At 31.6% G+C, this 20,159-nt stretch carries 15 protein-coding genes; 2 read left to right on the forward strand and 13 right to left on the reverse strand.

What is annotated here, in order from left to right; translation table 11 throughout:
* Positions 1-145: 145 nt before the first annotated feature.
* The 12 genes from CQ058_RS00895 to CQ058_RS00955 form a co-directional block, all read right to left on the reverse strand.
* The gene (locus tag CQ058_RS00895; RefSeq protein ID WP_016101995.1) at positions 146-1,228 is read right to left on the reverse strand and encodes a sensor histidine kinase; all 1,083 of its coding nucleotides are present in this window, start codon (positions 1,226-1,228) and stop codon (positions 146-148) included.
* A complete protein-coding gene (locus tag CQ058_RS00900; RefSeq protein ID WP_002189634.1) occupies positions 1,225-1,911 on the reverse strand; it encodes a response regulator transcription factor in 687 nt (228 codons plus the stop codon). Before CQ058_RS00900 ends, CQ058_RS00895 begins: the two co-directional genes overlap by 4 nt.
* A 347-nt stretch (positions 1,912-2,258) precedes the next feature.
* On the reverse strand, positions 2,259-3,425 hold the full coding sequence (locus CQ058_RS00905) for a hypothetical protein (protein ID WP_002189633.1): 1,167 nt from the start codon (positions 3,423-3,425) through the stop codon (positions 2,259-2,261).
* 322 nt (positions 3,426-3,747) lie between these two features.
* Positions 3,748-5,595, reverse strand: coding sequence for an FtsX-like permease family protein (locus CQ058_RS00910; RefSeq protein WP_002189632.1), 1,848 nt, complete (start codon positions 5,593-5,595; stop codon positions 3,748-3,750).
* Between the two features lie 16 nt (positions 5,596-5,611).
* Positions 5,612-6,373 (reverse strand): ABC transporter ATP-binding protein, encoded by a 762-nt coding sequence (locus tag CQ058_RS00915; RefSeq protein ID WP_002189631.1) that lies wholly within the window; start codon positions 6,371-6,373, stop codon positions 5,612-5,614.
* Between the two features lie 644 nt (positions 6,374-7,017).
* Positions 7,018-7,170, reverse strand: coding sequence for an ATP-binding cassette domain-containing protein (locus CQ058_RS32660; RefSeq protein WP_002189630.1), 153 nt, complete (start codon positions 7,168-7,170; stop codon positions 7,018-7,020).
* A 1,081-nt stretch (positions 7,171-8,251) separates the two neighbouring features.
* Entirely contained in the window at positions 8,252-8,995 is a 744-nt protein-coding gene (locus tag CQ058_RS00930; protein WP_002189629.1) for a lipoprotein BA_5634 family protein, read from the reverse strand.
* Positions 8,996-9,026: 31 nt separating this feature from the next.
* Positions 9,027-10,997, reverse strand: a complete 1,971-nt coding sequence (locus CQ058_RS00935; protein ID WP_002189628.1) for an FtsX-like permease family protein — start codon at positions 10,995-10,997, stop codon at positions 9,027-9,029.
* Positions 10,972-11,742 carry an ABC transporter ATP-binding protein gene (locus CQ058_RS00940; RefSeq protein WP_002189627.1) on the reverse strand — a complete coding sequence of 257 codons (771 nt, stop codon included), beginning with the start codon at positions 11,740-11,742 and terminating at the stop codon, positions 10,972-10,974. The genes CQ058_RS00935 and CQ058_RS00940 overlap by 26 nt, the downstream gene beginning before the upstream one ends.
* A 143-nt stretch (positions 11,743-11,885) precedes the next feature.
* Positions 11,886-12,872: a sensor histidine kinase gene (locus CQ058_RS00945; protein ID WP_002189626.1), complete on the reverse strand. Its 987-nt coding sequence runs from the start codon at positions 12,870-12,872 to the stop codon at positions 11,886-11,888.
* Entirely contained in the window at positions 12,872-13,576 is a 705-nt protein-coding gene (locus tag CQ058_RS00950; protein ID WP_002085517.1) for a response regulator transcription factor, read from the reverse strand. Before CQ058_RS00950 ends, CQ058_RS00945 begins: the two co-directional genes overlap by 1 nt.
* A gap of 489 nt (positions 13,577-14,065) precedes the next feature.
* Complete coding sequence (locus CQ058_RS00955; RefSeq protein WP_002189625.1) at positions 14,066-14,725, reverse strand: CatB-related O-acetyltransferase; 660 nt, start codon at positions 14,723-14,725, stop codon at positions 14,066-14,068.
* A 454-nt stretch (positions 14,726-15,179) separates the two neighbouring features.
* Here CQ058_RS00955 and CQ058_RS00960 point away from each other — a divergent pair, with 454 nt between their 5' ends.
* Together CQ058_RS00960 and CQ058_RS00970 are read left to right on the forward strand one after the other, a co-directional pair.
* Positions 15,180-15,650 carry a DUF5065 family protein gene (locus tag CQ058_RS00960; RefSeq protein ID WP_105589383.1) on the forward strand — a complete coding sequence of 157 codons (471 nt, stop codon included), beginning with the start codon at positions 15,180-15,182 and terminating at the stop codon, positions 15,648-15,650.
* Positions 15,651-16,565: 915 nt separating this feature from the next.
* Positions 16,566-17,876: an exosporium leader peptide-containing protein gene (locus tag CQ058_RS00970; protein WP_105589385.1), complete on the forward strand. Its 1,311-nt coding sequence runs from the start codon at positions 16,566-16,568 to the stop codon at positions 17,874-17,876.
* 664 nt (positions 17,877-18,540) lie between these two features.
* Here the strand turns inward: CQ058_RS00970 and pepD are convergent.
* Positions 18,541-20,010, reverse strand: coding sequence for a beta-Ala-His dipeptidase (gene pepD / locus CQ058_RS00975; protein ID WP_002189621.1), 1,470 nt, complete (start codon positions 20,008-20,010; stop codon positions 18,541-18,543).
* Positions 20,011-20,159: the final 149 nt, after the last annotated feature.

Consider the following 20,159-nt stretch of genomic DNA (forward strand, 5'->3'; position numbering starts at 1 on the left):
TCATTCCAGTATTCACCTTATAGTAATAAATAAAATAATTTGTCAGTATCATTTCTACTATGAATGGCCTACTTGAATTATTAACTTAAGAAGTTTCTTAAGTTTTAAAAAAAAGCTTATGGAACCTTTCATTCCATAAGCCATTCTATTTAATTGGATGTTCAACAATAAAGGACATCCAGCCTACTTTATATTCTGCATGTATATTACCATTATGAAGTTCAACAATTCTTTTTGAAATAGCGAGTCCCAGTCCATTTCCTTGATCATCTTTTCTTGCCTTATCACCCCTGAAAAACCTTTCAAATAATTTATTAGGATCGCTAACAGGCGGCTTCTCGACTTTATTTGATACTTTCAAAATTGCTTTGTTACCTATTAGTTCAAGACATATTGATAATTCGGATGGTTTCATGCTGTACTTTATCGCATTCATAAACAGATTTTCATAAACACGTACCATTTTTTCTACATCCATGAAAATAGGTATTGTTTCTTCCGTTATTGATTTTTGAACACTTAAACCTGCCTTTTCAAATATAGGAATATATTCTCCAACTATTTGCTCCAACAAGCCTGATAAATCAACTTCGTTAATGTTTAACTTAGCATCGATGTCTGATAAACGGGTGTACTCAAATAGTTCATCAATTAGATATTTCAATCTCTGTGATTTTAAATAAGTGGTTTCGAGATACTCCTGTAATTGTGCTTTACTGTCGTATTGCCCTCTTTTTAATAAATCTACATAGCCGATAATAGATGTCAACGGTGTGCGTAAGTCATGAGATACGTTGGTTATGAGTTCATTTTTTGTACGTTCCAATTGTCTTTCCTGTTCAAATGTATTCTCCAATTCCTTGGACATATAATTAATATTTTGAGCAAGATGAGTCAATTCATCCTTTCCCTCAATCCCAATTGTCAAACCCAGCTTTCCATTGGCAATATCATTAACACTATCAGAAATGAGCTTTAAATATATTATTTTCTTTCGAACCAATATCAAAAAAATGATTATAAAAGTAAAGATTGCTAACGCGAATATAAGAAATGTAAGCATATTATTTTCAAATGTACTAAGATCATCAAGATAGTGATTTAGATTTAATGGTATTATGACATATAGAAAAGTGAGGATTGTTAAACCAAACGAAACAAAAAAACTAACTGCAACAGCACCAAGAAGTTTTATAATTATCTTATTTCTAAAACTAACCTTCTTCATATTTTGTACCCAATTCCCCAAACAGTTTTAATATAAATTGGATGTTTAGAATCCTCTTCAATTTTGTCTCTTATTTTTGTAATATGCACCATGACAGTATTATCCGATTTATAAAAAGCATCTTTCCAAACTGCTTCATATATTTTTGCAACACTGAGAACAATTCCTTTGTTACGAGCAAGTAGTTTGAGTATATCGAACTCTTTTGGAGTTAGCCTTACTTCCGTTCCTCTTACCCATACTTGACGTGTATCTGTATTCACGGTTAAATCACCAATTTCTAAGATGCTTTTATTATTATCTGTATGCATATTGTATTTTTTAAACCTTCTTAATTGGGATTTTACTCTAGCGATTAACTCCAACGGGTTAAACGGTTTTGATAAATAATCATCGGCACCAGAAGCTAGACCCTGGATTTTGTCTATATCCTCTGATTTTGCAGATAGCATGATAATAGGCATATTTCGTTCTTCCCTAATCTTCATACACACTTCAATACCATCCATATTAGGCATCATGACATCCAAAATAATAAGATCGAACTTCTTTTCTTCTAACAATTTTAAAGCTTCAATAGCATCTTCTGCCTTTTGAGTTTTCAGACCTTCATTTTCCAAATAAACAGAGATAAGATTTCTAATCTCTTTATCATCATCAACAATAAGAATTTTTGACTCCATCATATTCCTCCACATTTTTCTCGTATTGAACAACTAAAGGCAAAAGCAGGTGGTACATTTCTATCCTCTCTTTAGTATATACTTGCAATTAAAAGCGCCAAAATAACATAATCGGTATAAAAGATAATGTCTTAAATATTGTTCAAAATTTTCTTTAGATCCATTTACAATTAATAAGTTTTCTTCTTCATTAAATTTAGCTTTTAATAAAAAATAATTATTTTGAGATTCCTTCTTTTAATTAAACTTTTTTGATTACACCTGTAGTTTATATAACTTATAAAATGAAAAAAGAATCCTCTTCAATACGCTCATTAAAGGAAATTCTTTTTCAAATCTTATTTTCTTTAATCGTTACTTATTTTAACCAGTTTTTCTCCTTGTTCTAAAAGTGTTTCATAGTCATTGTTCTCTTTAATTTCTTTGATTTTATTTTCAATTGTGGGCGTATTATTTATATTAAAGTACGTATTTAATACTTCATATGGTGTCTTTCCTTGTTTGGTTGCACTATCTTCAATAGCTTCTTTCCATGGAATATTTGCTTTGTCCATGCTTAATTCAAGGGCTGAACCAGTCTCATATCTCATATTCCGCTCTAAAAACTTTGGAGATTCTGCCTGTCCATTAGCAACGAAGTTGAACGCCTCCATAAAAGTAACATGATATGGCTTCTGTTTCTTTGCAAGTACCATAAGATTTCCACCAGTTAACTTACTATAACGATACTCTAAGTATCGTGCTGAACCTTCTATTGCTTCAGTTTTTGTTTCTCCAATTAATTGAGGCCATTTTTTATAGCGATAGTTACGTACAATTGTCCAATCATATAATGCCTGATTAATACTTTCTGGGCTTGTATCAATCATTGCTTTATCTAATAGCTTAAATTCTAATCCCATTAGCGCGTAATTTTCTTTATTAATCGGATATTCGTGAATAAACTCTCCACCATTTGCATCATATGTCCAATCTTTTTGTTTATAAGCATGAAAACCTTCATGTAATAAGAAAGATGAAAAATCAAAATATAAATCTGGATTACTAAACATTTTAGGATGATATTTTAAATAAAATACATCCATATCATTAATATTTATTGTCCCAAAATTCCAAGGAATCCAGGTAGAAATAGTTCTAAAATCAAAACGAGTTAAGCGATAGACTTTAGGTAGATGCAGAGAATTTGAGACTTTTATTTCCTTTGCAAAAATACTATTTTCTAATCCCGTTACATTAACTGCATAAGCTTCTTGTCTAAAGAATCCCCCGTCTTTATTACTACGTATCAGAACCAATGGCATTTTTTCGAAGCGATAATCTTCATTCCAAAGTTTATCACTCGATTCTTCAAAGCTCTTATAAATAGTAGCTAATTCTTTTAACATCTTTTGATCCGTATTATCTAAAGACTTAAACTCTGTATGATATGTTTTATTTAAAATTATGCTTCCCAACATAATTCCTATAAATATTACTAATAAGATTAAAATTACCTTTAAAAATTTTTTCAACACACACTCCTTTTCTAAAACGATAATCCTTATGATGAGTAAGGTTTACAAGTTTTATGTTTATTTACACTCTTTTGGTGCAGACACAATTTATACAAGATATTATTTTGATAATTGTTCCATCCTGTCAAAATTCCGGTTATAGTTAACAATTAATATTGGATGATTATTCAATTTTATTGTAAGGGGATAGTGCAAGAGTTCCTACAAATAAGGTTAAAGTAGTACTCAATGTAGGAACGATGCTATTTTTCCTCTTCCTTTCCCTTCATCATAACGGGGGCCAATTATGATGATATTTAGTATACATAACATTATTACATTAACCTTCTTTCGGAAGTACAATTCTTTTATACAATTGAACTGTAATCCAGTAGTAAATCGAGTAAATCACTATGAAAATAACAATTGGTAACCAAATTCGAAAATACGGATCGATTAAAAGAGGGCCAAACATATTCATACCAACTAATATGTGAACAATACCGATAATTGCTGGGACTAAGAATACGAAGGATAACTCCTTATAAATCGATTGTGTTAATAATTCCCGGCGAACACCAATTTTACGAAGCATTTGATAACGTATACTATCTTTAGATGCGCCAGATAGAATTTTAAACATTAAGCAACTTGCCATCATTGCTAAAAACGCAATTCCAACGAAGAACCCCATAAACATTAGTCCGCTGGAAAAACTTTGATTCGCCTTATATGTTTGATACTTACTATCCAGTTCTTCCACTTTCACATTTTTATATTTAACTACCTGCAATTCATCAATTTTTTTCCATTCTTTTACGTATGCTCCAAAAACATCTGTTTTCCCAATAAACACCGTATTTTCTGTATCTTTCATACTATCGTATATGTTTTGATCTACAATTTTTATTTTATGATCAGGATGTATATAATTTGGCTGAATTGTTTCGAAAGCTTCTCTCCATTGTTTTGATTCCGCATCCTCTTTACCCCATTGTCTTGACAATGCAAATGCATCCATGGGAATCTCTTCTGAAACTTTCATTATCTTCTCATTTTTTCTATCTTTTACTAAAGGACGATTGTTCTCTAGCTCTTCTTTTATATAATAAACATACTTATCATCTACTTTGTAACGATATTCAAGTTTCTCTTGAAATAAAATACTACTCAAAATGTTCTTTTCTTCTGCTGTTGGATTATGAACTACCGAATCGTAAATTGTTCCTTTATCAGTCTGCTTTAAAACGTCATTTTTAAATGCCATACCACACGCAATTCCACCTGCTCCAAGGGCTACTAAGATTGCTACCGTCGCAAGCACATTTGTTAGGCCATTAATGCGGAAGTTTAATTGAGCAAAGGTAAAAGCATTAAGCCCTTTTTCACTACGCTTTTTATTACTTTTTATTTTTTTTATCATGACTGGGAGAAGTGATCCAAACAACATGTAAGTACTAACAGTTGCTGCGATTAATCCAAGAGCCATTAATGTAGGAACGGTTCCTAGATTTTTTGCCTGTGGTATATAGAGCAGTGATGCATAACCAATACCTAACAAAATCAGACCAAGGAATGCAACTACAACTGTCATTTTTCCTTTTACCGCGACACGCTCTGTTTGTGCATCTGCATGTACAAGTTGTAATACAGAAATACGTGATAATTTAATACTATTCATACTTGCTGATAGTACAAATAATGCAAAGAAGAAGATGCAAGTAGCAACCATAGATGGAATGTACAAAGCTTTGTAACCTTCTCCAGTTAACTCCAATTGTTTCATTAATAACTGTCCGATACCTTCTGCAAGTCCTACACCAATTGTGATCCCAATTACAAGTGATGCCGCACCTAATACAATTGTTTCAAGGAACATCAGTAATGTAACTTTATACTTTTTTGCTCCTAACATCATATACATACCAAACTCTTTTTGGCGAAGAGATAATAAGAAAGAGTTTGCATACATAATGTAAAAAAATGTTACAATCGCTAATAAAAAGGAACCTATTTGGAATATTAATACAATAGGACCAACGTTTGCATTAGATTCAAGGAACGTTTTATTTAGTGATAGCGTTTGAAACATATAGAAAGTTGAAATAGATACAATTAGACCAATAAGTAATACAATATAATCTTGTAACTTACTTTTTAGCCCTGACATGGAAAGTTTAAATAACATGCCCAAACCTCCTTTCTTATGCTTTTTGTGTGCCTAAGTCTGCAAGCACGTCTAAAATTTCTTTGTAAAACTCTTCACGTGTACCATTACGGTGAATTTCTTTATATAACTCACCATCTTGAATGAATAAAATACGCTGACAGTAACTTGCACTGTATGGATCATGTGTAACCATCATAATAGATACACCTTGTTCTTTATTTAAATTTGTCATTGCATTAAGTAAACTAGTTGCATTTTTAGAATCAAGAGCTCCTGTTGGCTCGTCCCCTAAAATAATTGCAGGCTCATGCACTAACGCACGTGCTGCTGCTGAACGCTGTTTCTGTCCACCAGATACTTCAGATGGGTACTTTTGAAGTATTGCTACAATCCCTAACATATCAGCTACCTTTTCTACTTTCGGCCCAATTTTTCGTGATGGGACACCTTGAAGAGATAATGGAAGTGCAATGTTTTCGTAAATAGATAAATTCTCTAATAAATTAAAGTCTTGGAAAATGAATCCTAACTTTTGCGAACGGAAATCAGAAAGCTCACCTTGCTTCATTTTCGTAATATCCGTTCCTGCAATTTCAATAACGCCACCTGTCGCTTTATCAAGAGTCGAAATTACATTTAATAATGTTGTTTTGCCAGAACCAGATGGCCCCATAATCCCAACAAACTCACCATCTTGAATCGAGAATGAAACACCTTTTAATGCGTGTGATTGATTCTCAGCTTTTTTACCGTACACTTTTTGAACGTTTTTCACGTCTACAACTGATTTCGTCATATATATCCTCCTACGTTTGTATGATTGATAAGCTACTGTTTGAGTTATGTCTTTTTCGTTTCCACTTGCAATGCTTCATCTGTAAAAGTATTAAACTTGTCCACCACGAATACACATCCTTTTATTTTTCAAAATAATAAGTCCTTTCATACTTTTGTAATACATAAAAATAGGTATCAAACGGGATTTATTGTATTTAATTTGAATATCTATTTTTAGTAATACACATAATAGACAATCTAAGTAATAAATATGTTCCCCTTTAAGATAAGAAAGCACTAGGTGTTTTGTTAAGAAAACAGAATGAATTGCACATAAAAAATCCCTTTTCGCCATCTCACAAAAAAAGAATTATTGCTGCAGCCTTTATAAACTTTATAATGGCCGGCTCATGCACAAGTGCACTACTGCTGAACGCTGTTTTTGTCCACCAGATACTTCAGATGGATAATTTTGAAGTATTGCTAAAATTCCTAACATATCAGCTACCTTTTCTACTTTCGGCCCAATATTTCGTGATGGAACACCTTTAAGGGAAAGTGGAAGTACAATGTTTTCGTAAATAGATAAATTCTCTAATAAATTAAAGTCTTAGAAAATGAATCCTAACTTTTACGTACGGAAATCTGAAAGCTCATCTTGCTTCATTTTCGTAATATTCGTTCCCCCAATTTTAATAACGCTGCTTTATCAAGTGTCGAAATTACATTTAATATTGTTGTTTTACCAGAACCAGATGGCCCCATAATTCTTACAAACTCGCCCTCTTGAATTGAGAATGATACAACTTTTAACACATGTGATTGATTCTCACCTTATTTACCGTACACTTTTTGAATGTTTTTTACATCTACAACTGGTTTTATCATATATATCCTCCTACGTTTGTTTTTTCATTATCCGTTTTACATTTCTTTAAAATAAACTGCTATTTAATTACTTTGCATTTACCTTATGTAATAAAGTGAACTTTTACATTAAAATCAATTTCCTGAGTCTCTTCCATGTTCGAATATAAAATATTATTCAAATTATTTTAGTCCCATAAGCTAATAACACCCTTGTACACTTAGAAATTTAAGGTTTTAGAATGAAGAAACGATTTTGTGCAATCATTTGAATTATAAATAAAACATATTAAGAACCACTGATTATATTTCTTAAATTTTCTTAAGATAATTTATAAAAACTAAACCCTAATGGGGGGATTATTTCATAATTGATTCTAGTACAAATAATAAAAAACAAAATTAGATATTGATTCCTATTAGAATCAACTCTAAAGCAGTTATGCCATGCCAATCACCTGATATATAGATTGAGACATACATTCTGCTTTTAAAATTGCAACTTAGAATGTGTAAAAAACATGCTGTAGGAATAGAGGAAAATACGGAGTTAACAAAGGACATTTTCAATAAGTGAGCATATATGGTGCTCTATAAAAGTATAAAATCTGATTCATAATAAAACTAAATCTATAACATATTTTTACACGTATCTCGCTTGTCCCCCAATTAAATCCGTATCCATTGAGCGTTTCGAATATCGTGTATTATAAATTTTTTTGATTGAGTATAAAATTTTGAATTCGTTCTATTTTGATATATTTAGATACTCTTTAAAATTTCGTTTTATATTCCGATGAACAATATTAAATAATATTATTTGTTATACCAACAGAAATACTAAACATCACATCCATGATCTGTTGGTAAAATTATTTGTGAGATACATCTTAACGATGTAATTCCGTATAAAGTAGTAAATCATAAAAAGTTATTTGCTAGAATAATTCTATTGCAAAATTTTAAATTAAGTAAAACGAATTTCATTTCATCTCCAAGGTGCTGGTTCTATCCATATAGACGTAATTTTTTACTTTTCTGTAATATTTACAAAATTGATGGCTCTCTTGTCCTCAGTGCCTAAAGCCGTATTCACTTTATCTATTTCCTTTCTTAATTCTGGTGCTTTCCCTTGATTGACTAAATTAAGATTTCCAAAAGATTTATTAAAAGATAGAAATTGTCTTGTTTTTTCTTTCCCATTTATTCCTTTAAATAAGGTATCATCTACAATTAGTAGAATCTCATTGGATCCGCTACGATATGGAGATAGCCATACATCTCCTTTGTATTGAACATTTATTCTTTTCTCATCAAATTTTATTTCTTTTAAGTCTTTATATTCTTTATTGGCAAATAAGATAGTTTCATCTTTTTTTATTTTGGGTAAAGAATCAAGAGGAATTGAAGATATGAGTCCACTATTATTATCTCTCTCACGTATAAGCCCTTTTTTATTCATTTTTTCAGCAGTTGTACTACTAATAAATAGTAAATTACTAGTAGTACTACCCCTAGAATCCCCGAGATTAGTCGGGAGCTTTATGTTGAGATTGTTATTATCTATAGTCCCTTCTTTTATTTGATACAGGTCTTGTGAGGTTGTTATATCTTTGTACAAGTCTATTATAGAGTTTCTTGCTTGTTCGTTTATCTTTCCTACTTCTATTGAAATTCCATTTGCTGGAGAGTTTTTTGTACCAAATAATGAACATGCTCCTAACATGGTGATAGAAATACCTGCTACTATTAATAATCCTAGTCTCTTTTTCACTCTAAATTCTCCTACTATTTATTATTTTGAATTAAAAAATCGTTTTATACATCTTTTTCAAATATTGGGAACGAACAAAGTAATAATATATGATTTGCATAACTAAGAAACAAATCAATACCATAACTGAACTACCCAAGACTGAAAAATTAGCTAACTTTTGTAAGGCCATAAAAGCAACCGCACTATGTGTAATAGCAACTATAATTGGTAAAAAGAATAACAATGCCAGTTGTCGTGATACAATTTTCTTTAATTCTGGTTTACTTAAACCAACTTTTGCTATCATTTTATATTGCTGCTGATTTCGTTCTAAGTCTGTGTATAATCGGAAGTATAAAAAGCTTGCAGCAAACGTAAAGAAAACAATCCCTATTAATACACTCATGATAGATATAAGTCCAAAACCTTGCTTCATAGTTATCCATGTAAAAATTAAAGCCGAAAATTGATATGATTCGTTGTATACCCTAGGATCATTTATATCTTTATTCTCTTTCTGTAAGGAAGCCAAGATTTTCTCAGCAACTTTTTTTGTTTTCTCCCAATCTTTCACAACAAAACCATTGATAGTGAATTGACCGTAGTGACTCTCTGGATCCACAATCATTTGATTATATACAGTATCCGGAATAATAATTGTCGTTATGTTTGTATCTTGTAGTTCTTTTGACGTTAGTATTTTATTTACATGCATAGCTTTTTTTATATTTCCATGCAACAATTGAAAGTTATTTTGATTAGATTTTGTATTAGTAACTTTTCTTGATGGTATGACAAAACTATCATTTTCATCTTTTAAGCTTTCTTTTTCAAAACCAAATGCCTCAGCTAACTTATTATAATCACTTATTTTTATAACACTTAATAAAAAATTACTGTTATAAATGGTATCCGAAATTTGTTTGATTGAATAAGTCACCCGTTTGAAATTAAACCCGCCATCATTGAGTTCACTTTCAATCCTTTTTATATGTTCTTTTTCTAAATTGTTATTATTATAAGACCGATAAGAAAATGCAAAAGGGCTATCCGATTCAGCCATGGATGAGTTACCTAACCCCATACAAGTCCCCACTGCAGTGAAGGCAACAGCAGAAATAATCGTTACCATAAAAAACATTTTTGCATTATCTTTTAATTGATACACTAAATCTGAAATGGTGAGTATGTTTGTTTTCTTAAAGAAAATATTTTCCCTTTTCTTTAATACACGTAACACATACACACTGAGCTGTGTAAATAAGAAGTACGTTCCGAGGACAACAAAGCTCACCCCTGTCGCCATCATGAATAATACATATTTCATATCCTTGTAATGAATTGCGTTAACACTATGGAAAACAGCTGTATATCCTAATCCAATACAAATAAGCGCAAATAAAGATAGCCAAAAGGATGCTTTTGGTTCAGGCTTTGGCTTTTCTTCTGCTTTTATCAATTCTACTAATTGCTCTACATTTACTAGTCGAGAAGTGAAAAGTGAAATAAATAAAAACAGTAATAAGAATGCTCCAAATGTTATCCCAATTGCTTTAAATGGCATGTAAAATGGGAGTCCTTTATCAATCATTAGCAGATTGTTGCTCATAATTAAGATAAACTTAGAGAACGCCATTCCAATTGTAATTCCTGTTAAAATAGAAGCGATTCCAATTATTATATTTTCAATAAATACTAATTTATTCAACTGTGAACGTGACATCCCATGTAGCATTAGAATTCCAAAATCTTTTTTTCTTGTTTTTAAAAATGCACTTACAGAATATAGGATAAAGAAGAATGAGAAGAAAAATATTAACCCCTGCGATATCTGTAATCCTGATTTTGCAAATGTATTAATTGTTACACTGGTAGCAAGATCACCTTGTAAGTTAGGATGAAATGCAAGTAATGCATAAGTAAAGAAAATCATAATAGCAAACGTACTACTTAAAAAATGGGCCAAATATGTTCGTTTACTACGAATGATGTTATTAAATGCGAACTGTCGAAAAGTCATTTGCATTTCCTCCTAATAATGCTAAAACCTCTAGAATTTTTTGATAGAATACTTTGCGATTATCTCCACAATAAACCTCATTGTATAACTGTCCATCTTTGATAAACACAATTCGATCACAATAACTTGCAGCCATTGCATCATGTGTCACTAACATCATCGTTGTGCTATTTTCTTTATTAAGCCTTGTCAATAATTCCATCACATCACTAGCAGATTTTGAATCCAGATTTCCTGTAGGCTCATCCGCAAGTAATAATTTCGGATTATGAATAGTAGCTCGTGCAATTGCTGTTCTTTGTGCCTGCCCACCAGAAATTTCATACGTACGTTTATCCAATATTTCAGTTATCCCTAGTTTTTCAGCAATACCTTCCACTTTACCTTCCATTTCTCTAGGGCTTACACCATCAAGCGTAAGTGGAAGAACAATATTTTCTTTCACTGTCAGTGTATTAAGGAGATTAAATGATTGAAAAACAAACCCTAATTCACGTCTTCGAAATAAAGACAACTGATCTGGAGATAACAGATATGGATTTTCTCCATGAATTAATACTTCTCCAGATGTTGGAGCATCTATAGTAGAAACCATATTTAATAGCGTTGTTTTACCACTCCCAGATGGTCCCATAATTCCTACAAATTCACCTTTATTTATTTTCAAATCAATATGGGATAATGCTGTATAAGAAATTTTCCCAGGATAAACTTTCCCTAAATCTGAAACATGTAGTATCTCCACAAGTATTTCACCTTCCATTTCTCTTTTCTATACATGAAGTGTAGCCTATATATAGTATGTCTCATATCGATTTCCCTAACATTTATCTAACAAGTTTGTAAGATTCAAAAGAAAAAACCGATGAAAAGTTTACCTTTCATCGGTTAACGAGATGCATATGGGAATACGATTTTAACTTTTGTTCCCTTACCTACCTCAGATTCTAACTCAATCTTATGATTTAATTTTTCACATACTTCTTTAACAAGATATAAGCCCATTCCCGTAGACTCTTTGAATTTCCTACCATTTTCTCCAGTATAAAATAGATTAAAAACACGTGGTAAATCAGCAGTAGGAATACCCACTCCATAATCTCTTACTTCCAAAATAATTGCTCGTCCTTTTGCATACGCCGATACCATTACTTTCCCTTTCTTACTTGATGAATATTTAATTGCATTTGACAGTACTTGATTGAGTATAAATCGAAACCATTTCTTATCTGTTTCTACAATAAGACTCGGATCTACTTTTAATTCTGGATACACATAACTACGTATAAACAGACGTTTATTTTCATGAATAACAGAATCAACCATTCCCAATAATTGCAATCTTTCTACATGAAAATCCTGTTCAAATGTTTCTAAACGAGCAACATATAAGACCATTTCTAATCCTTTTTTGATTCTTTCCGTTTCTTCATTAATACTGTCAAATTGAGAGTCATCTGCATCTTGTGTAATTAACTCAATAACAGAAAGAGGTGTTTTCATTTGATGAACCCATTGATTCATAAAAATCATTTGTTCTTGTTGTTTTCGTTCCCATTTTTTTAATTGGTTTTGATAATATTGATATTGAGTTTGTAGTAATTTATCTAAGGCCATTGATAATGGAGTCAAATCACTATCTTTTATTGACTCATTTAAAGTTTCTATTGGTGTTGATAGACGCTTATAGAATGAACGATGACTATAATAACGATATATTAGATAACCCATTAATAAAAAAACACCCAAAAATACAGAATATAATGCTGTCAAAATATGTGGATAACCATCAAACCAATATATAAAAAGAATGATAAGCAATTGAGCAAATGTATAACAAATGAGTGGAATATGTTCTTGTAAAAATAATTTCATTATTCCTTTCCTTCCTTCTCCCAAGTAGCATGCAAACGATATCCAGCACCACGAACTGTCTCCAGTGCGTTTTCAATACCTAAATCTTGCAACTTCCTTCTAATTCTCCCTATATTTACACTCAATGTATTCTCGTCTATATATGAACTATCCCATAGTTGTTCCAAAATCACTTCACGTTTTACAAGAAGTGGAGACTTTGTTATCAATATTTCCAATAAAGTTGTTTCTTTTTTAGTAAGTATAATTGTCTTATCTTCTAGTTGAAGTTCCATTCTTTCTGGGAACAGGAATAGTCCTGATTGCTCAACTATTCGTTCTTTTACTTTAGGAGCATATTCACCGTATGCTCTTCTGAGTTGACTACGGATTTTAGACATTACAACTTCATAATAAAAAGGTTTTGTAATATAGTCATCACCACCATTTTCTAAAGCCATAACTTGATCCATCTCTCCACTCCTTGCAGATAGAAATACAATTGGACAAGTAGAAATAGCTCGTATTTGGCGACACCAATAATAACCGTCAAAATTAGGTAAATTTACATCTAATAGCACTAAATCTGGTTTAATCTTTTGAAATGTATCTAAAACATTTTCAAAATCCTCTATCATAACACTTTGGTATCCATATTTTTCAATATGCGTTCCCAGTAATTCAGCGATTTTTATATCATCTTCTACAATCATGATTGTATTCATATCTTTCTCTCCTCTAATGGCAGTGTGATTTTTAAAGTTCGTTTGGCTTTTTATATTTAATTTATTTAATAGAGTTGATATATTACATACATCCTTAAATGCAATTAATATAAAACAAAGCATGTATTTGTTGTTTTTTTCAAAAAATTTTAATACTTAGTGCGTTGATATAAGAAACCATAACACAATATTTTAATGACTTTTATCTTCGTGACTTTGGAATAATGTTTAATTTAACATAACTTGCTACTTCATTTCAATTTCACAAAAAATATATTGTAAGTGCTATATTAATCAGATATTAAAATTGCCAACTATTTTATACAGATTTTACTACTAGCGTTAGTTTATTGGATATTAAGAATTTCAATTATTAAATCCAACTATTTGCTAGACTCATACCAAATATGAATTCTTCTTCATCTAAACTATTAGTTTTTTGTAGTAAAAAAACTACATCCCATATAGAATGTAGTTTTTCTAGCTGATTTATTTATTTTTCACTTCATTTTTATAAAAAGTAAATAATGGTTCAATGGCAGGACTAGATAAAAGAGGAATTGCCTTCTCAATCAATTCTCTATCCCAATCAAACCAACGCATCTCCATTAGCATATTCAATTCTGTATCAGTGAACCGCTTCTTTATTTCCTTAGCAGGATTTCCACCAACTATTGTATACGGCGGAACATCTTTACTTACAACAGATCCTGCTGCAACAATTGCACCTTCACCGATTGTAACGCCAGGCATTATAATAGCATTCATTCCAATCCAAGCATCACTTTTAATGACTGTATCACCCTTCGGTTCATATGATTGTTCAATTTTCTCAGCGAATGGATATACTGTAATCCATTCTGAGTGATGATTATGATTACCACCCATTAATATGACTACTCCACTGGCAATACAAACATAATTCCCAATTATGAGTTTATCAAGATGCCATCCCATCTGTTCAATTGGATTGAAAAGTACTCGGGACTTAGCATCCCCCCACAAATACCTTACACAGCCATCTTCAAAATTTTGATGACCATAATACCCTGAATAATAGGAGTACTCTCCTACCTCAATGAGTGGATTTGTTACTATATCTTTTAAATACTTCGTTTCTGACCAATGATTATATAATGGATGCTTCATAACTTTATTCCTCGCTTCTAAGTATTGTAGATCTTTGTAATTCACTTAGAAGCTTAATACGACTGCTACATTTTTTAGCTTTCTCAAACGACGAATCATTATATTCAAGCCCTTCTTTTATAATAAAAAAATCATAACGTGATAAATTATATAAGTCAAATTGTAAAATTATGTGTTCAAACTTAACGCGTGCATTGAAATTTCAGTTTTAAAATAATCATGTTTTCAAATAATAAATCGCAATTACATATAATAAAGATTTATTAGCTATATCTCTAACTTCTTTCTTATATTAGCCTTCACTCCCTCGATATAATTTTATTATTTATTAATTTGTCTGATAAGTCAATAAATGTTAATATGATTATAGAAGATATTATCATCCATTAGATTTCACAGCTAGTTTTTCACAAATACGATTTCTGAATCCTTAAGTAAATAGGAGGTTTAGAACATGAAACTTTTAAGGCAATCAACAATTATTGGCGTATTGACTGTTGGAGGATTTTTATTTTCGAATACAATTGGTACACTCCCACCCGTGTCTGCTGAATCGCAACTTACACAAAAAGAATCACAACTTTTAGATAATTGGCGGTGGCAAAACTATTTTTTATTACATCATAATGCAGATTTTTTAGAAGAGTTAGCAGTTGGTGACTTAAAGCATGGAGATACATTCGATGTTAATATATATACTGGTGGTAAGGATACTGGTATTGTAAAAATATATCAATTGAGTGGAAATGAAAATGATGAAATAAACTTGCATAGATATAAAACCATTTACGACTCAGGTATAACACATAATTATGGTAGATTTGTAACACCTATTACTAAGGTTTATAATCCAGGAACATATGTAGCTGTTATGAAACTTGGAGAAAATTATTATTATGGGGGCAGCTTTAAAATCTCAAAATAATTAACGTAAATTCGCCATTAATTAAATGTTAAATACTATTGTTATTAGACAAAGACCATTTTAAAAGCCCCCTTATATAAGGGGGGGATTTTTTGATTGTTTCCCCTTTTTAGGGCTAGAAGAAATCCTTACTTTCTTTATAAATTAGCATTTTTATTCACTAACCGTTTTCACTTCTTTATGTTCTACAATCCGATATGCAATATTGCATATTCTATATGTTCACTCTTTAAACATTTGATAATTTATTTATACAAAAGTTTAAAATTAATATTGAAAGGAGAATATTAAATGTCTTTCTTTTCTTGGTCTCCTCTTATTTTCTTAATAGGTGTTGCAATTATCATTTCTATTCAAAGGGCTAAGAAACAATAATTTATTATTTGGAGGTGTAATAATGTCATTTGCAGCATGGAGTGCAATTTTTATGACTTTAATTGGAGCAATATCCGGAGCAATCTTTGGTACAATTCCCTCTAGAAATAAGAGAAAAAATACTAACTAAAAAAAACTAATAATAAAAATTAATATCTATTTTAGTGACAGCTAATACGCCCCAAACATTTCAGCTGTCACTTTCTATTCAAATATCTTCCTCTTCAAAACTCCATCCACCATCAATATAATTTGCTGACCATTCTTTTCACTCTTGCTCGAAGAAAGCTCCCAACTCTTTCTGGATTTTTGGGTCGTATTCTAATTGTTATAAAGTAAGTTCATCTTTATGATTAGACCGTGATATCCAATTCCTAATATAAAATGCCCTTTTATTTTTTGATCCATCTTCATTCTCCTTTTCTTTCAAATAACGCTTTTATGAAAATTCCATTGTCTAATTCTTCACTTGTCCATTTCGCTTTTCTCTACTTCTGCATTTATTATTAGTAATACTAATTTTTCAGAGGTGAAATTAGTATGGACGAGTTTTTATCTTTTTCTTCAGTAAATCCTAATTTAGTCGGACCTACTTTACCACCTATTCCACCATTCACACTTCCTACTGGGCCTACTGGCAACACCGGACCTACTGGACCTACTGGGCCTACTGGGCCACCTGATGGACCTACCGGGAGCACTGGACCTACTGGACCTACTGGACCTACCGGGCCCACTGGATCTACTGGGGACACTGGACCTACCGGGCCCACTGGATCTACTGGGGACACTGGACCAACTGGACCTACCGGACCCACTGGATCTACTGGGCCCACTGGATCTACTGGGCCCACTGGACCTGGATGTATAGAGCCACTACCAATATTCACTCAAATAGTCTATGTAAACAAAGCTGGTAATGACGTTACCGCTGATGGTTCTGAATGTGCACCGTTTTTAACAGTTACTGCAGCAATGGCATCAATAACGGATGCAATAGCGCCATTTCCGGATCCTTTAAATATAACTAAACGTTATGCTATCAAAATTGGACCCGGTACCTATATTGAACCATTAATTCATTTAAAAGCTAACATTCAATTGATTGGGACTAGTACTTTATTAACTAGATTACAAATTCCTTTTGATATAAATGATCCGACTTGGTTTGATTTGAATTTTTCACAAGATCCTAGATCTGGGTTTGTCAATCTGTCATTAATAAGTGGGCCACTTGATTTTAACTTTCAAACAGCGCAAAGTATTTCAGGTAAATTATTCTTTGTTAGCGTTAATATAACCCCTACTCCTATATTCACAGCTTTATCTACTTCTGTGAATCAAGTTAATATCCGTGACTCAATGTTATCCGCTGGTTATACTCAAAATGGCATTAACATGGTGATGTTTGCTTCATTCGTTTCTAGTGGGAATATTACTATTAATTCACAAGCAACAACAGATACCCAAGTCAATTTAGTAGGTGGCGGAATAAATGGTAATGTCATCATTAATGTGCAATCTGGTCATATTCCAATTGACCCTTTAAATTTAACCAGTTTTGCTATTACAGAAAACATTTTTAATCCCAGTCCTAATTCAGGTAATTTAAATGTCAATGGCGTTAATAACATTATTACAAGAGTCAGAGCGACAGTTGATTCATTACCTATTCGTTCCCGAATAACTCTTATAGGAACAAATACTTCTTTAATTAGAGTTGATGACGCTTTCGATTTAGCTTATGCACCTATCAATCCAATAAATTGGGCTGCTCCTCCTCCTACAACAGTACAGGAAGCTTTAGATAGAATTGCTTCATTGCTCGCAGGAACTATCGGTACTCCATAAATACCTTAGAAAGAACTTAAACCCTGTTTCTATACAAGCTAAGTTGTTATGGTATATGAGAGAAAGTCTCTTCAAATCTTATTGGAGAGACTTTTTTCGTTTCTAAGTAAATCCAATATTCAAAAATGAATCTATATGATAAACAAAGTAATTATTTCTTAACAAAATTCAAATTCCATTGAACTTTCTTCCCATTATTCTTTATCTCCGTCAGTGGCTCCATTTCCTTTTTTACAAATACATCTATCATTTTTCTTTCTATATCTTCTTTTTGTTCTTCCTCGGATCTAAAACCAAAATAAAGTAATGCACTTGTAATAACCAGTCCTACAATGTATCCTAAAATACATCCTAACCAAAATATAATGTACCATCTCCCTATGCATTAATTCGGATATATATTAATACATTAAAATGTAACATATGACGATTTTGCTATAACACAAATAAAATATAAAATATAAAATATAAAATATAAAATAAACAGAAGTATATATACAATAAAGTATATTTTCCCCTTCATAAGTACTAAAAAAACAGCAATTAATCATTATTAACTGTAAAACTTAATATTACATACTGATGAAAAATGAATTTCTAATAAAATTCTATACAAAAAAAGTAGCCTATAAAGTTTTATAGGCTACTTTTCATTTCATCATTATTACTTAACTAATTCTTTCGTTCCCTTCATTACATCAACGAAGAATCCCCAGTTATTCACAACAGAAGAAATACTAATATGCTCATCTGGAGTGTGAACGTTGAATATATCTGGACCGAATGAAATTGCATCTAATTCAGGCATCTTTTGAACGAATACACTACATTCGATCCCTGCATGCACAGCAAAGATTTCAACATCTTTATTGTATTTTTCTTGATGCACTTTTTCAAACAAATTACGAATCTGTGAATTCGGATTGTATGGCCATTCTGGATACTCTGACTCTATTTCAAATGTTGCACCAACTAATTCGGCAATACATTTAATTTCATCTGCAACATGTTGTTTTAAACTACTGACAGAACTTCTCACTTCGTTACGTAATTTAATTTCATTTTGCAACGTTTCAATAACGCCTAAATTTGTTGAACTTTCTACTAGACCTTTAATATCCATGCTCATACTTTGAATGCCATTCGGAATTAAGAATAATGATGAAATAAGTTGCTTTTGTGTCTCTTTAGCAAATACTTTTTCTACTTTCTCATCCAATTTTGTAAGAGTTACATGAACATCTGGATCAACAGCACGCATTTCTTCTTGTAATACTCTTGTCCATGATTCTAGTTTTTCTTCTACTTTCTCTATATCTTCCGTACGCAATACAATTGTAGCCACACTTTCACGCGGAATTGCATTTGTTTTTAATCCGCCGTGAACCTCACTTACATCAAATTGGATATTTGCTGATAAATCACGTAATACTCGTCCTAATACTTTGTTCGCATTACCGCGTTGTTTATCAATTTCCATACCAGAATGTCCGCCTTTTAGACCACCAACATATAGACGGAATGCATCCATATTCACTGGCGCTTCATCCCATATTACTGGAATTGTTTCTACAGCTTTCGCACCACCTGCACTACTTACAAGTAATTTATGATCTTCTTCAGAATCAATATTTATAAAAATCTTTCCTTCAAAGTGATTTGCATCAACAGCGAAAGCCCCGCCCATTGTTGTTTCTTCTTCAGTAGTAATAACTACTTCAAGTGCTGGATGCGAAATGTCTGATGCATCTAATAAAGCCATTGCATACGCAACTGCGATACCATTATCCGCTCCTAAAGTCGTTTGATTTGCATATAACATGTCCCCAATAATTCGTAATTCAATTGGATCTTTTTCAAAATCATGTACGGTTGCTTGATTTTTTTCACATACCATATCCATATGACCTTGAATGATAATAGCTGGTACATTTTCATAGCCAGCAGTTGCTTCTTTTTTTATAATGACATTCAATGCTTCATCTTGAATCACTTCTAAATTACGCTCTTTTGCAAAGCTCACTAAATAATCACTAATTTCCTTTTCATTACCTGATCCTCTAGGAATCTTTGAAATTTCTGCAAAATGATAAAATACAGGGTGCTTTGTTAATTGTTCTAAAGTAGAATACATTTTTCAAGCTCCTCTCAAAATGACAAAATAATATGTAAGTCTTTAATCATTATACCATGATTCATTATTTTACCTTTCTTTTAACTTTTTAATATATTATTCATTTTATGTACAACACTCTTACAATATTGTAAGGGTGTTGTAAGCTA

It is taken from the genome of Bacillus sp. MYb56 (genome assembly GCF_002976445.1).
GTDB classification, from domain to species: domain Bacteria; phylum Bacillota; class Bacilli; order Bacillales; family Bacillaceae_G; genus Bacillus_A; species Bacillus_A mycoides.